Source organism: Hymenobacter sp. ISL-91 (assembly GCF_018613725.1).
Lineage (GTDB): Bacteria > Bacteroidota > Bacteroidia > Cytophagales > Hymenobacteraceae > Hymenobacter.
Genome location: NZ_JAGGPS010000052.1, coordinates 1 through 14,443, shown reverse-complemented (window position 1 = coordinate 14,443; position 14,443 = coordinate 1). Strand labels below are relative to the sequence as shown.

At 60.1% G+C, this 14,443-nt stretch carries 15 protein-coding genes and 1 riboswitch; of the genes, 5 read left to right on the top strand and 10 right to left on the bottom strand.

Going from position 1 to position 14,443, the window contains the following annotated elements; translation table 11 throughout:
• From J7E24_RS17365 to J7E24_RS17350, 5 genes are all read right to left on the bottom strand, one after another.
• A partial coding sequence (locus J7E24_RS17365; RefSeq protein ID WP_215139381.1) for a hypothetical protein occupies positions 1-670 on the bottom strand: 670 nt, incomplete at its 3' end.
• Entirely contained in the window at positions 651-776 is a 126-nt protein-coding gene (locus J7E24_RS17945; protein ID WP_317195686.1) for a hypothetical protein, read from the bottom strand. The genes J7E24_RS17945 and J7E24_RS17365, both read right to left, overlap by 20 nt.
• A 48-nt stretch (positions 777-824) precedes the next feature.
• Entirely contained in the window at positions 825-1,010 is a 186-nt protein-coding gene (locus tag J7E24_RS17940; protein WP_317195684.1) for a hypothetical protein, read from the bottom strand.
• 9 nt (positions 1,011-1,019) lie between these two features.
• The gene (locus tag J7E24_RS17355) at positions 1,020-1,241 is read right to left on the bottom strand and encodes a hypothetical protein (RefSeq protein ID WP_215139380.1); all 222 of its coding nucleotides are present in this window, start codon (positions 1,239-1,241) and stop codon (positions 1,020-1,022) included.
• A gap of 456 nt (positions 1,242-1,697) precedes the next feature.
• Positions 1,698-2,933 carry an acyl-CoA dehydrogenase family protein gene (locus tag J7E24_RS17350; protein ID WP_251047262.1) on the bottom strand — a complete coding sequence of 412 codons (1,236 nt, stop codon included), beginning with the start codon at positions 2,931-2,933 and terminating at the stop codon, positions 1,698-1,700.
• Between the two features lie 345 nt (positions 2,934-3,278).
• On the opposite strand from J7E24_RS17350, the gene J7E24_RS17345 reads away from it, so the two are divergent.
• The 3 genes from J7E24_RS17345 (at position 3,279) to J7E24_RS17335 (ending at position 7,639) form a co-directional block, all read left to right on the top strand.
• Positions 3,279-5,099: a TrkH family potassium uptake protein gene (locus J7E24_RS17345; protein ID WP_215139379.1), complete on the top strand. Its 1,821-nt coding sequence runs from the start codon at positions 3,279-3,281 to the stop codon at positions 5,097-5,099.
• 37 nt (positions 5,100-5,136) lie between these two features.
• Positions 5,137-5,817 carry a potassium channel family protein gene (locus tag J7E24_RS17340; protein ID WP_215139378.1) on the top strand — a complete coding sequence of 227 codons (681 nt, stop codon included), beginning with the start codon at positions 5,137-5,139 and terminating at the stop codon, positions 5,815-5,817.
• Between the two features lie 82 nt (positions 5,818-5,899).
• Positions 5,900-7,639, top strand: a complete 1,740-nt coding sequence (locus tag J7E24_RS17335) for an APC family permease (protein ID WP_215139377.1) — start codon at positions 5,900-5,902, stop codon at positions 7,637-7,639.
• Between the two features lie 195 nt (positions 7,640-7,834).
• Here J7E24_RS17335 and J7E24_RS17330 read toward each other — a convergent pair whose 3' ends face one another.
• Positions 7,835-10,336 (bottom strand): TonB-dependent receptor, encoded by a 2,502-nt coding sequence (locus tag J7E24_RS17330; RefSeq protein ID WP_215139376.1) that lies wholly within the window; start codon positions 10,334-10,336, stop codon positions 7,835-7,837.
• Between the two features lie 61 nt (positions 10,337-10,397).
• Positions 10,398-10,508, bottom strand: a riboswitch (TPP riboswitch).
• A 237-nt stretch (positions 10,509-10,745) separates the two neighbouring features.
• Between J7E24_RS17330 and J7E24_RS17325 the strand changes: the two genes are divergently transcribed.
• Positions 10,746-10,979: a hypothetical protein gene (locus J7E24_RS17325; protein WP_215139375.1), complete on the top strand. Its 234-nt coding sequence runs from the start codon at positions 10,746-10,748 to the stop codon at positions 10,977-10,979.
• A 158-nt stretch (positions 10,980-11,137) separates the two neighbouring features.
• Here the strand turns inward: J7E24_RS17325 and J7E24_RS17320 are convergent, their stop codons facing one another.
• The 4 genes from J7E24_RS17320 to pnuC form a co-directional block, all read right to left on the bottom strand.
• Positions 11,138-11,566 carry a GNAT family N-acetyltransferase gene (locus J7E24_RS17320; protein ID WP_215139374.1) on the bottom strand — a complete coding sequence of 143 codons (429 nt, stop codon included), beginning with the start codon at positions 11,564-11,566 and terminating at the stop codon, positions 11,138-11,140.
• Positions 11,559-12,437 carry an aldose 1-epimerase family protein gene (locus J7E24_RS17315; protein ID WP_215139373.1) on the bottom strand — a complete coding sequence of 293 codons (879 nt, stop codon included), beginning with the start codon at positions 12,435-12,437 and terminating at the stop codon, positions 11,559-11,561. The genes J7E24_RS17320 and J7E24_RS17315 overlap by 8 nt, the downstream gene beginning before the upstream one ends.
• Before the next feature lie 104 nt (positions 12,438-12,541).
• Entirely contained in the window at positions 12,542-13,096 is a 555-nt protein-coding gene (locus J7E24_RS17310; protein WP_215139372.1) for an AAA family ATPase, read from the bottom strand.
• Between the two features lie 65 nt (positions 13,097-13,161).
• Complete coding sequence (gene pnuC, locus J7E24_RS17305) at positions 13,162-13,788, bottom strand: nicotinamide riboside transporter PnuC (protein WP_215139371.1); 627 nt, start codon at positions 13,786-13,788, stop codon at positions 13,162-13,164.
• 109 nt (positions 13,789-13,897) lie between these two features.
• On the opposite strand from pnuC, the gene J7E24_RS17300 reads away from it, so the two are divergent.
• Positions 13,898-14,221, top strand: coding sequence for a rhodanese-like domain-containing protein (locus tag J7E24_RS17300; RefSeq protein ID WP_215139370.1), 324 nt, complete (start codon positions 13,898-13,900; stop codon positions 14,219-14,221).
• Positions 14,222-14,443 lie beyond the last annotated feature (222 nt).

Here is a 14,443-nt window from a genome sequence, read left to right as displayed (position 1 = left end):
ACCAAACACTGCTCCAACGACTCGAAGACGTCTTAACCAACGTCGGCAAACAATACACGATTACTTTTGCATGACTACTTAAGCGTGTCAGGGTGTCAACGGGAATAACAGTGCAGCCGGGCAGGTACTGTTCCTCCAGCCGGAAGCCGGTGGAATGCAGTAGCTGCTGGTGCATGAAAGCCGTATCAGCCGCCGACAACATTTTCTCGGCATACAACTGCCGCATTGCACTGACCGACTCCTGACCGTACTGATACCGGACTTCCGCATCCTTCATTTTGAGAAAGGTACTTATCGGCCAGTGTTCCAGCAGCACCCGGCTGATGCGAAAATCAAGTCGGACCGATTCCTTGCCCGTAGCTTCAGCTCCGGGCCGCGGTGGCCCGCCCGAATCAGCCTGCGCTATTAGTTGCCGAATCAACTTCTGGGCCACGCTATCTGGCACCACGGGGCGCGAGTGCCCCCACTGGTGCGGGTACGCCAGGCTAACGGGGAACTTGTATTGAACAAGCAGGAATACGGCGCTGAATAGCCCGAGCAGTAGCGCGCTGGCCAGCGTGGCGCGGATGTTTGATGGCATAGCGAACAGACTAAAAACGGCCGCTCTGTTTCCAGAACGGCCGTTTAAACTTACGCAGAATATTTCCTGATTAATCGGCTGGCAAATCACCTTGCAGCAGTTTAAGCAGCTGGCGGATTTCAGCCCGGCCGATGGAAGCAACTTCCGATTTATCGTAAATCGGAAGCAGGAAAACCCATTCGGTATCGGTCTGCACATCTACCATCCGCCGGTAGGTAATAACGCGGGCGCCACCGCTTTTGCCCTATCCTTTACTGGCAATGGCCAGCCTGATTTTGTAGCAATCCAAGCCCAGCCGCTCACCTGCATCCGGCTGAGCCAGCAGTGCGGCCCCCAGGGTCGCTAACTCATTCTTCAACGAGCGGTATCGTTTCAGCAGCGGCTTGGCTTCGCGTTGGAAGTTGGCCGTGGCAATAACGCGGACGGGCACGGCGGGCAGCTAAAGCGCGTTCAGAAAATCATGCAAATCCTCCCCCGGCTGTTCGCCGGCCCCAATGGCGCGGGCTTCGAGCAGGGCACTCTGCATACCCTCCAGCACCTCGCCGCGGCGGCGGAGTTGGGCGTAATACACTTCCAACTCCCTCCACCGCGCAATTGGAATCACTACGGCTTCGGGCTTGCCGGCTTCGTCGGTTAGGTAATGCAAGGCTTGCGCCGCCATAGTCGAGGAGGATTGAGACGATTTACTTGAATGCCTGAATGCCCGTAATATTCGGTGCCAGTAACCAGCAGGCGGTTGTCGTGGATAATAGCAAGCACCAACTACATTTCACTTATCCTAGTCTTCAAGCACCCGCATCCTTTTTACCAGCCAGAGAACAAAACCAACTCCCAACCAAATAAAGGGCAACACAAGAAAGCGCATGATACATAAGCCCCCATCGCAACCGCCGCCAGCAGTGCTATCTAAATATGCGCCCGAAGCCAAGTAGCTAATCACACCCCACGCTAGTAACCAAGCACATCCAGTTAAAAAAGAGGCAACCCAGGATTCCTTTTGGCCAGCGGTTGACGAGCGTGAGTTGGATTGTGCTAGTCCAATGGCAAGCGCCACTAAGCCTACTACTACTATTGTGAAGAGTGTCTCCATTTAAAGGTCGCTGGCTACATTTCGCGTTTACTTAAATGCCTGAATACCCGTAATATCGGCGCCGGTGATGAGTAGGTGAATGTCGTGGGTGCCTTCGTAGGTGATGACCGATTCGAGGTTCATCATGTGGCGCATGATGGGGTACTCGCCCGTAATGCCCATGCCGCCATGAATCTGGCGGGCTTCGCGGGCAATGTGCAGGGCCATTTCCACAGAGTTGCGCTTGGCCATCGAAATCTGGGCGCTGGTGGCTTTGCCTTCGTTTTTGAGCACACCCAAGCGCCACACCATCAGCTGGGCCTTGGTGATTTCGGTAATCATTTCGGCCAGCTTCTTCTGCTGGAGCTGGAAGGCTGCAATCGGCTTGCCAAACTGCTCGCGCTCCAGGCTGTACTTCAGGGCCGACTCGTAGCAGTCGATGGCCACGCCGATGGCGCCCCAGGCAATGCCGAAACGGGCCGAATCGAGGCAGCTCAAAGGGCCCTTGAGGCCGTCGATGCCGGGCAGCAGGTTTTCCTTGGGCACCTTCACGTTGTCGAATACCAGCTCGCCGGTGGTGCTGGCGCGCAGGCTCCATTTGTTATGGATTTCGGGAGTCGTAAAGCCTTCCATGCCGCGCTCCACGATGAGGCCCTTGATGCGGCCCTCCTCGTTTTTGGCCCACACCACGGCTACCTGGCACTCGGGCGAGTTGGAAATCCAGAGCTTGGCGCCGTTCAGCAGGTAGTAGTCGCCCTTGTCTTCGATGCGCGTTACCATGCCGCCGGGGTTCGAGCCGTGGTCGGGCTCGGTCAGGCCGAAGCAGCCCAGCCACTCGCCGCTGGCCAGCTTGGGCAGAAACTTGCGGCGCTGCTCCTCCGAGCCATAGGCGTAGATGGGGAACATCACGAGGGAGCCTTGCACCGAGGCCGTGGAGCGCATGCCCGAGTCGCCGCGCTCAATTTCCTGCATAATCAGGCCGTAGCTGATGTAGTCGAGGCCGCCGCCGCCATACTCGGTGGGCACGGTGGGGCCAAACGCGCCCACGTCGCCGAACTTGCGCACGATTTCGCTGGGGAAATGCGCCTGCTGGGCCCATTTCTCGATGTTGGGGCTGATTTCCTTTTTTACGAAGTCGCGGATGCTTTGGCGGATGAGCTTGTGCTCCTCGGTCAGCAGGCCGTCGAGGTCGAAATAATCGGTGAAACCGGCCGCGTTGGTGGAGCCGCGCTGGGCGGAGTGGGCTTTGGCCTGGGGCGAGAGTACGTCAGCTTCGGAAGACATGGCAGAGGATAAATTGGGTTGGGTGGCTCAAAGATAAAGATTTAAGCCGGCGCCGGCTGTTCGTGTGCTGCGCCCGATACGCTAACAGAACAGCCTACCAGCAAGTGGGTTCCGGTACATCCTAAATTCATTCTTCATCTTTCTGTTGCTGATCTGCGTAGCGCCTAGCCTATCCCACCCGCGGCCCCTCGCAGCAAGAACCCGGCGAAGGTGCCAGCGCCGGTGCGCCGGCCCCCGCTACCTTTGTTTTAAAGCCATTACCAGGAAGTGACTAAGAGCTTGAACGGATGCCTCGCTTCGGCAGGCAGCCGCTTGACTTTGTAGCCGGCTCCTTTCCCTCGCCCAATGCTCCCTCCTACCCTAAGTAAACGTTTTCAGGACCGCTTGCAGGAGCACCGGCCCCAGCTGCTCAGCCGGGCCGATGCGCTGCTGTTTTACCTGAGCCTGGCGGGGCTGCTGATTTTTGTATACGACCTGGGATTTGGGCAGGCGGCGGCCACCGAGCAGGTGTTTTCGGTTTTCTACGGGAGCTACACGCTGGTTTTGGTGCTGGTGCTGGTGCTACGCCTGTTCCTGCTCAACCGGGCGGGGGTGCCCCGGGGGTGGGTGATGGTTGAGGTCGGCCTTATCGTGCTGGCGGCCTACGGGGCGTATCTGAGCTTCTTTCCTGAACAGTTTTTCTACTACGGTACGGTGCTGGGGCGCTTCGTTGAGCGGGGCTTTCTGGTGCTGGGCGTGCTGCTGTATATATTCCTGATTGAGCTTTCGCGCCGCTCGCTTACCATTTACCGCCTGCGCTACAATCCGGCGCTGCTGTTTATCGGCAGTTTCGTGCTGCTTATTCTGCTGGGCGCGGGGCTGCTGCTGCTGCCCCGCGCCACGGTACAAGGCATCGGGCCGCTCGATGCCCTGCTCATCTCGACCAGTGCCGTGTGCGTTACCGGCCTGGCCACCGTCGATACGGCCACGTACTTTACCACCTTTGGTAAAACCGTTATCCTGATGCTCATTCAGCTGGGCGGCCTGGGCATCATGACGTTCACGAGCTTTCTGACGCTGTTTTTCCAACGCTCTTCGTCATTTCAGAACCAGCTTTTTATGCAGGGGCTGGTGAACGAGGAAAGCATCGGCAACACCATGCGCACCATTGGCAGCATTGTGGGCATCACGTTTCTGGTGGAGTTTATTGGGGCCTGCCTGATTTATGCGTCCATCAGTCCGGTGGCCGTTCCGCACCTGTCCGACCGGATGGGGCTGGCCGTTTTCCACTCCGTATCGGCCTTTTGCAATGCGGGCTTCTCTACCCTGCCCGCGGGCCTTTACAACGACGGTTTTCGTTTCAATTACCCTTTTCAGCTGGTCATTATCGCCCTGATTGTGGTGGGCGGCATTGGCTTTCCCATCATCTTCAACCTGTACCGCTACCTGCGCGAAAGGGGCCTTAGCCGCTGGCGGCAGCTGGTGCGCCGCGAGCGGTACGTATATGTGCCGCGCATTATCAGCGTGAATACCAAGCTGGTGCTGCTGACCACCGCCGCACTGCTGGTGGGCGGTACGGTGCTGTACGGCATTTTTGAGTACGATAACACCCTGCGCGAGCACTCAGGCTTCGGCAAGTTCGTCACGGCCCTGTTCGGTAGCGTTACGCCCCGCACCGCCGGTTTCAACACCGTGGATATGGCGCAGCTCAGCACCCCCATCGTGCTCATTTACCTGCTCCTGATGTGGATTGGCGCCTCGCCGGGCTCTACGGGCGGCGGCATCAAAACCACCACGTTCGCGCTGGCTTTCCTCAACATTGCCAGCATTGCCCGCGGCAAGGAGCGGCTCGATGTGTTCGGGCGCCATGTGCCCAGCAAGTCGGTGCAGCAGGCCTTTGCCGTGATGATGCTTTCGGCGCTGGTTATCGGGGTGGCGACGCTGTCCATTGCCTATTTCAATCCAGACATTCCGATACTGAAAGCGGCGTTTGAGGTGTTTTCGGCCTACAGCACTACCGGCCTGAGCCTGAACGTGACCAGCGAGCTGGCGGCGGGCAGCAAGCTGGTGATTATCATCACGATGTTTCTGGGCCGCGTAGGTACGTTTACGCTCATTGCCGGCGTGGTTAGCAAGGTGAACGACGCAACCCACCGCTACCCGCCCGAGAATATTATCATCACGTAACTTTTGCTGAACTTACTTTTTCGCTGAGCAAACCCGCATGAAATACATAATTATCGGCCTCGGCAACTTTGGCTCATCCCTGTCGATGCAGCTCACGGCTATGGGCCACGAGGTGATTTCGGTGGACAACGACATGGCCAAAGTCACCCAGTTCAAAGACCTGATTACGCATACCGTGTGCCTCGATGCCAAAGACCAGCGGGCCCTGGCCACGCTCCCGCTCAAGGACACCGACGTAGTGCTGGTGGGCATCGGGGAAGATTTTGGCGCCTCCGTAATGGCCGTGGCCAACTTCAAGCAGCTGGGCGTTAAAAAAATAATCGGGCGCGCCATTTCGCCCCTGCACCAAACGGTGCTCGAGGCCATTGGCGTGGATAGAATCGTGAGTCCGGAAACCGAGTTTGCCGAGCGCCTGGCCAAAAGCCTCGACATGAAAGGCATTCTCGACTCGCTGGACCTGACCGAGGACTACAACATCATTCAGGCCACCGTGCCCGCCCGCTACGTGGGCCACACCATTCAGGAGGCCAACTTTCGGCAGAAGTACAACATCAACGTGCTCACCATCATCCGGCAGAAGCAGGCCACCAACATGTTCGGCCGCTCGCAAACCAAGCCGTCTGCCATTGGCGTGGTGGCCGCCGACACTGTTTTTCTGGTCGATGACATTATGGTGCTTTTCGGCAAAATGGACGACATTCGGAAAGTATTGCAGTAACGCTGTAAACGAACGGAATTCAGGCAGACGAGGCGCCGGATTGGCGCATCATCACCCGATTGCCTGATGGTGCCCCCTTTTTATGAGCCACGAAAAGAAACTAACCGAGCTGGAGGCCACCGCCATTTGCGGCAACGACATTTCCTCGTCCTGCCTCTACGTGTCGGCCCTGGCCATTGCCTACGCCGGCCAGTATGCGTTTGTGGCTTTGCTGCTTGTAGCGGCGGTGCTGTTTCTGTTTCGCAAAATTTACGGCGAAGTGGTGGGGGCGCTACCCCTCAACGGCGGGGCCTACAACGTGTTGCTCAACACGACCAGCAAGCGCAACGCCGCTTTGGCCGCCTGCCTGACCATCCTGTCGTACATGGCCACGGCCGTAATTTCGGCCTCCGAGGCCATGCACTACCTGCACACGCTCTGGCACGGGTTCAATGTATTGTGGGCTACGCTGGGGTTGCTGGGGCTGTTTCTGGCCCTCACTATTCTGGGTATCTCCGAGTCGGCGAAGGTGGCGGTGGCCATTTTTATCACCCACCTGGTGTCGCTTACGCTGCTGGTGGGCACGGCCGCCTGGTTTCTGCTAACGCACGACCTGAGCACGTTTTCGGTCAATTTCTCGGCTCCCGTGCCTGGTGGCAGCATCACTACGGCGCTGTTTTTTGGCTTTAGCGCGGCCATGCTGGGTATTTCGGGCTTCGAAAGCTCCGCCAACTTTGTTGAGGAGCAGGGCCCCGGGGTGTTTCCGAAAACCCTGCGCAACATGTGGGTAGTTGTGAGCTTCTTCAACCCGGTTATTGCCTTTCTGGCCATTGCTGCGCTGCCGCTGGCCACCGTTGGCGAACATGCCGAAACCCTGCTCTCGTATCTGGGCACTACCACCGGTGGCCGCTGGCTGGGGGTACTCATCTCCGTTGATGCCGTGGCCGTGCTCAGCGGGGCCGTACTCACGAGCTTTGTGGGCGTGAGCGGCCTGATGAAGCGCATGACGCTGGACCGCATTCTGCCCCAGTTTTTTCTCAGAGAGAACAGGCGCCAAAGCAATTACGTCATCCTGCTTACGTTTTTTCTGCTCTGCGCTTCGGTGCTGTTCATTACCAAAGGGCAGCTGGGGCCACTGTCGGGCGTGTACACCATTTCGTTTCTGTCGGTGATGGCCTTTTTCGCGCTGGGCAACTTTCTGCTCAAGCGCAAACGGCCCAACCTGCCCCGGCCGGTGTATGCCGGTATTGTTACGGTTACGGCGGCCCTCATCAGTATTATGGTGGCCCTCTACGGCAACATCACGCTGCACCCCGACTACCTGATCGTGTTTCTGCAGTACTTTCTGCCCTCTATGGCCGTGGTGTACATTATGCTCAACCGGGCCTCTATCCTGGAGCTGATTCTGGCCGCCGCCACCTCATTTGCCCACAAATACCCGGGCGTATCGCGCTTCAGCCGCCTGCAGGTGCAAAAGGCCACCCGCGAGCTGCACCAGCAGGAATTCGTGTTCTTCACCAAAGGCGACAACGTGTCGAACCTCAACAAGGTGATGGCCTACGTAGTAGAAAACGAGTTTACCAACCGCCTTAAGATAGTAACGCTGCTGCGCGAAGGCGAAACCTACTCTCAGGATTTGGTAAACGATATCAAGGTGCTCGACCGGGCCTACGACCAGATCCGGATTGATTTTGTGGCCATGCAAGGCCACTTCGGCCCTGAACTCATCGACCGCCTCTCCCACGAGTGGAAAGTGCCCAAAAATTTCATGTTCATCGGCTCCCCCGGCGACCGGTTCCCCTATCAGATTTCCGAGCTCGGCGGAGTACGTCTGATCATCTGATCACAGATGTTACAGATAGGGCCGATGCCGCAGATTCGTTCTGACAGTGGATTCGTTCTGACGGAGGATTCGTGCTTTCAGAGGATTCGTTAAACGAATCAGTCTTTCGCCTGCAGAAATCCACCATCTATACCTCGAGCGAATCCGCTGCCAGAACGAATCTGCGGCATCGGCCCTATCTGCAACATCTGTGATTTAGAATTTAGCCCCCACTGATACCAGGAAATTGCGGGTGGCCTGGGGGAAGTACCAGTTGAAGGTTTGCTGGCGGCCGTCGGCACCGGGGTAGCCGTAGGTGTAGCCGTTGGCCACGTAGCGGCGGTTGAGCACATTATTTACCAGCAGGCCCAGCTCGATTTCTTTGATGAATACGGGCCGGATGGTGTAGCGCAGCCGGAAATCGAGCACCTGGTAGGGCTGAATGCGGCGGTCCTCGCTCGTGCTGTTGTCGAGGTACTGGCGGCTCACGGTTTTGTAGAGCAGCGCCGCCCGCAGGCCCGGCACGGCCGCCAGCGGCTGGGCCTCCAGGGTGTGGGCCGATACGGCCGAGGGCGAGTAGGAAATGGTGGTCGTACGCGCTTCGGCGGCGGCAACGGGGTTGTAGTCGGCGTCGTAGGTGATGGCGCGGTAGTCGAGGATGCGGTTGCGGCTGAGCGTAAGCGTACTGCTGAGGCTGACGCGGTTCTGCAGGGCCGTGGCCGCGCCAGATAGCTCCAGGCCGGTACGGTAGCTGCGCGGAGCGTTGGTACGCAGGGCCGTGCCTACATCATTCAGCTGGCCGGTTGCTACCAGTTGGTTGCGGTAGTGCATGTAAAAGTAGTTGGCCTCAAAGCTCAGCGAGCCACCGGCCCCCAGCAGGTTCACATCGGCTTTACGCAGGCGGTAACCGGCCTCGAAGTCGTTGAGGCGCTCGGCTTTGGCACTCTGGTCGCCGATGGGGCGGTCGGTAAAGTCGGAGCGGACGGGCTCGCGCTGGCCCACGGCAAAGCTGGCATACAGTTGCTGGCCCTCGGAAAGCGCGAAAGTAGCGCCGACTTTGGGGTTGAAAAACGTGTAGCGGGCGCGGGTGCGCACATCGTTCTGGTCGTCTTCAAGCCCGTCGATGGCGTAGTCGATGTGGCGCACCTGTACATCGCCATACACCCCCAGCTTGGGCAACACTTGCCAGGTAGCGCGGGCGTAAGCGTTGTAGTCGGTTTTGGTGGCGTCGTTGAAGTAGTAGCGGTGCCGGATGTTGCCCGTGGAGGCAAACCGGGCCCAGATTACCTCGCCGTAGTGGTCGTTTACAAAGCGGTTCCAGGCCCCGCCCACGGTAGCCTGCAGCCGGTCGTTGCTCTTGGGTTGGTAATTGAGCGCGAAGGTGCCGCCGTAGAAGTAGTTATCGAGGTATTTACGGTCAACCAAGTCGGTGCGCTTGATGGTCGTGTCGCCGAGCGTAACGTCGGGCAGCTGGTAGTCGGCCAGTTTGCGGTTGGCCCGGAAGCTTTCGTAGTAGCCCAGGCCGCGGGTAAGGTGCAGGGCCGCGCCCAGGCTCCAGTCGGTGCCCAAGGCCTGCGAAAGGTGCAGCTGGTAGTGGTTCTGCAGGTAGTTATCGGTCTGGTTGTCGTAGGTGTAGTAGCTGTAGCGGCGGCCTTCGCGGCGCACTCGTTCAGCATCGGCAAGGCTCAGTTCGCCGTTGTCGATGAACTGCTGGAGCAAAGCCGCGTTGCCAGTAATAGCCGGCTCGGGCACGCCGTTCCAGGCCTGATAGGTTTTCTCGCGGCCCGAAAACGTAATGAACTTGAGCAGCGTGGATTTGCCCTGGTAGCCGGCCGCTAGGTAGTACGACTTCAAATCCGACGACGCCCGGTTCATGTAGCCGTCGGTGCTGATGCGCGAGAGGCGGCCGTCAACCGTGAAGTGTTTCCCCAGCAAACCAGTGCCGAACTGGGCCGTATTTTTCCAGGTATTAAAGGAGCCGTACGAGTTGCTGGTTTCGCCGTAGGCCTCGGCGCGGTTGTCGAGGGTAGAGATGTTGAGGCTGGCCCCGAAAGCGGCCCCGCCGTTCTGGCTCGTGCCCACGCCCCGCTGCACCTGGATGGAGCTGATGGAAGAGGATAAATCGGGCAGGTTGACCAGAAACGAGCCGTGCGACTCCGCATCATTCAGCGGAATGCCGTTGATGGTCATGTTGATGCCCGTGTTGCTGGTGCCCCGAATCCGAATATCGGTGTAGCCCACGCCCGCCCCGGCATCCGACGTAACCACCACCGAAGGCGTCTGATCGAGCAGATAGGGCAGATCCTGGCCGAAATTGCGCTTGGCAATATCCTGCTTGCCCAGGTTGGTGTAGGCCGTGGCGGTGCGGTCGGAGGCGCGCTGGGCCGTCACGAGCGCATCGCCGGTGAGCACCCCGCCGGGCTGCAGGCGGGCCGCCACGCGCTGGGCTTCGGCCTGGCCCTGCAGGGCCTGCACAAAGGTTTCGTAGCCCACAAAAGTGATGCGCAGCTCGTGCCGGCCGGCCGGCACAGCGGCCAGGCTGAAAGCGCCGGCCGCATCGGTGGTGCCGCTGGGCGTGCCGTCGAGCAGTACGGTGGCGCCGGGCAACGGCTGGCCGCTGCGGGCATCGGTAATGGTGCCGGCCACGGGCCCCTGGGCCCAGGCCACGCCAGACGATAGCCCCAACAGGGCCAGTCCGGTGGTTAATGCTTTTTTCAAAAGTGAAAAAATAGAAAAAGTGGAACGTACCCAGGGCCAGGGGTCGGCCCCCATAGGTGTTTCGCTCGCGGATCGTTTGTTCCCTTCGCCGGCATTACCCGGATCAGGTTCAATGGGTATGATCTCAGCCTTATGGCTACTTGCGTAGCCTGGGGCACCCCTAAACTGTGCGGCGAAGGTACGCCACTAAATCTGGTTTTGGCGGGCCATACGCGGCCAGCGGGCGTAAAAAGAGCGGGCGACTTCGTTTTCTGCTGGCAATCAGCTATCTTAGAAATATACCCCGCCCACTGCGGCAGCCCGGCCCAAAACCCTGACACGCCAAAAACCAGCCGGAGCTACTGCCCGTTGCAGTAAGTAGCCTGTTCGGTTTCGGAGCCCTTCCCGTTCCCTTTCAACCTCCCGCGCCATGTCCGCTCCCAGCCTTCTGTATGTGCTTGCCGCGCTTGTTTTTGCCGCCTTTGTGTTGCTAATGCCTAGGCGCCGCCTGCGCCAGCCCCCGGCTCCCGGCAACGACGACGACAGTGGCGGCGGTGAACCAGTAGACGATGGCCTGCCTGATTTCGACCTGCCCCCCGGCGTTTCGCGCCCCATCAACGACTGGGAGCCCGACTACAACCGCCGCCCGGTGATGCGGGATTAGGGATTAGTGGTCGGAATAAAACGCGCCTGCCTGTCATCCTGAGCGCAGCGAAGGACCTTATACCACCCGAACAAGCCATCATTACGATGTCGTTTTGGTGGGATAAGGTCCTTCGCTGCGCTCAGGATGACAGGCAGACGTTACCTTAAAACCAACAGCTATAAATCCCTGGCCATCAGAACATAGGGTTCTGTGCCGCGGTAGATGCGGTTGCCTTCGGGCTCCAGCTTGAAGGCGCGGTAGAACGCCTCGTTGCGGGCGCGGGCGTCGCACCAGAGGCGGCGGGCGCCGTGGCGCCGGGCTTCGTTGAAGACGTGGCGCAACAGCTGCGAGCCGATGCCCTGGCCCTGGCAGTCGGGGCGGGTGGCGAACTTGCGGAACCGGGCCACGCTGCCATCAATAAACAGCGAAATAACCGATACCAGCTTGCCATTGCGGAAGGCGCCGAAGTGCAATCCGGCTTCATCGTTGCCCAGCTTAATGTAGGCTATTGGCTCGTTGGGCCACAGCACCTTATGGCGCAGCTCGTAGGTATCGGCCGCCGAAATGGCCCGGATGGTGATGTCGGAGGTAGTGGTATCAGGCAACGGTGAGACTATAAGAGGTGATAAACTGCTGGCCGGCATTCAGGCGCAGAATGCCCGGCTTGTCGGCCAGCTCGACGGGGCCGCCCACGCTGCCGGCCAACCCGTGCCAGGGCTCAATACAGACAAATTCGGCGCCCGGCCCGGCCGTCCAGAGCCCCAGGTAAGGAAAGCCCTCGAAACGGGCCCGCACGCTGTGGCCCGAACGCCGGCTGCGCAGCGTGAGGCTGGTAAAATCGAAGTGCTGAAAGACTAGTGCATCCTGGGCAAACAGCTCGTAGCTAAGTGGCAGCACGGTTTCGTGGCGCAACAGCGGCGTGGTTTCGCCGCTGAACAGGCCGTTTTGCAGCAGGTGCCGGTCGAGGCTGACGGGGTGGTCGAACACGAATTCGTAGTCCTCGAACGTTTCGCCGGGCAGCAGCGGGCAGCGGAAAGCCGGGTGCGCGCCAATGCTGAACAGCAGCTCCTTGGAGCCGGAGTTTTCGACTTCCCAGCCCACCGTGAGCGTGGAGCCGGCCAGCCGGTAGCTGATGCGCAGCGCAAACCCAAACGGATATACGGCCCGGCTGGCCGCGTCGTCGCGCAGCTCAAAGGTCAGCTCGAACTCGCTGCGGTGCAGTAGGGCAAACTCCCGGTCGCGGGCGAAGCCGTGCTGGCTTAGCTCGTAGGTTTGGCCCTGGTGGAGGTAGCGGTTTTCGGGCAGGCGGCCCACGATGGGGAACAGCACCGGCGCGTGGCGGCCCCAGTAGGCGGGGTCGGCCTGCCAGAGGTACTCCAGCTCGCCGGCCGCCTCCAGGCGCACAAAGCTGGTTAGCTCGGCCCCCTGGGTGTTCACCTGAACGCGGCAGTGCTCGTTTTCGAGGGTGTGAATCATGGCAATACCTTTTTTATTCGCTACTAATTATAGCGCTGCTTTCCTCATCCTCAACACCCGCACCCATTCGCTACCGGGCAAACAACGGCAGCCGCCCCGTAAAGTTACTCCGCCGCTTCGTCGGGCTGGGGCTGGCGGCCGAGCAGCTCATCAACGTGGAAGCAGGCCTGCTCGAACCGATGGGCGGGCGGGCCGCAGATTTCGGCAAAGTTCGACAGCTGGTCGCGAAGTTCGCGCTGGTAGAGGGCATAAAAATGACTGCGCTGCCGCGGATGCTCGCGCAACGGGTCGGCCTCCCAGGGCAGGTCCACGTTCAGCAGCAGAATCAGGGCGTATTGTTGCTGCTCCATGCGGCGCAGAATCCAGTCGGGGCAGTAGCCGAACGAGTGCTCGGCCCAGATTTTTATCACCAGCAAATCGGTGTCGCAGAACACCAGCGGCCGGCCCAGGCGCTGGGCTTGGTCCACGGCCTGCTCCTCGGCCTGCAGCTGGCCGCGGGCAATGTCTTCGAGGTCGGGCAGCGTGTAGCCCGGGGGGCGGCCGGTGAGGTAGGCGCGGGCGTACTCGGGGGCCCAGGCCGTGCCGTAGTGCTCGGCCAGCAGCCGGCTCAGGGTAGTTTTGCCCGTCGATTCGGGGCCGGTGAGGGCAATGCGCAGCATCAGCGGGCTGCTCCGGGAAACGGAAAATCGGTGGGCAGAAAGCGGAACGGTTTTTTCATAGCAGGTCAGGCAGAAAGCGGAACGGAGCGAGTGGCGTGCTGGCGCAGAGCCCGTCGCCACTCCACGTAGCCATACACGGCCAGGCCGAGGTAGAGCACGTACAGGGCGCTGGTGGGGTACAGCTGCTTGTACCAGAGAATGGGCACATAGATAATGTCAACCACAATCCAGACAAGCCAGTTTTCGAGGCGCTTGCGGATGAGCAGAAACTGCCCGGCCAGGCTGCCGGCCGTGGTAAAAGCGTCCCAGTGGGGCAGCGTGGCATCGGTGTGGTGCTGCAGGTAGTAGCCCACGCCCAGCGTATAGGCCGCCACAAAAGCCGCACAGCCTGCCCACTCGCGCCTAGGCGTGCGGGTTACGGGCAGCTCGGAGCGGTTGCGTCCACCGTACAGCCACTGGTACCAGCCCAGCCCCGCCAGCCCGATAAACAGTACCTGCAAAAAGGCATCGGAGTACAGCGTGGCCCCCGAGTACACCACCACATACAGCGCGCAGCTGACAATGGCCACCGGAAAATTCCAGAGCGACTCGCGGGCCGCCAGCCATACGCAGGCAAAACCCGTGAGCACGGCCACCCATTCGAGCGGGCCGTTGCCGGCCGCGGCGGTCCAGAAGCTGAGCAGTTCTTCCAATTCGGTTTCAGCAGGTGAGGTAGGGCGGCTCCGTTTGGGGCCCGCCGGCCAAAGCTAACCAGCCGCGGGGTAATTTTACCGTTGATTCCGCCTTTCACCTGTTTTATTGATGCTGCCCGAACTCACGCCCGAAGCCCTGCACGCCCGCCTGCAAAGCGGCGAAAACCTCCAGCTCATCGACGTGCGCCAGCCCGAGGAATTCGAATTTTGCCGCATCGAGGGCAGCGTATTGCTGCCGCTGGGTGAGCTGGCTTCCCGTGCCGACGAAGTGCCTGATGACGGGCCCGTGGTGCTCATCTGCCACCACGGCGTGCGCTCGATGCAGGCGCTGGCTTACCTGCAGCACCGTTTTCAACTGGATAATCTGCTGAACCTGCGCGGTGGCATCGACGCCTGGAGTCGGCGGGTGGACAGCTCGGTGGCACTTTATTAGGTTCCCGCAGAGGACGCAGTGTTTTCGCAGAGGGCGCAGTGCTGTTCTGGAACGACACTGCGCCCTCTGCGAAAACACTGCGTCCTCTGCGGGCTAAAAACTACTGAACGAATGCGCCTCCCCGACCTGCCCATCACCGCCGCCCTGCCCGAGCTGCTGGCCACGCTCGAAGCCCACAGCATCGCCGTGCTGCAGAGCCCCGCCGGGCGCCGGCAAAACCAC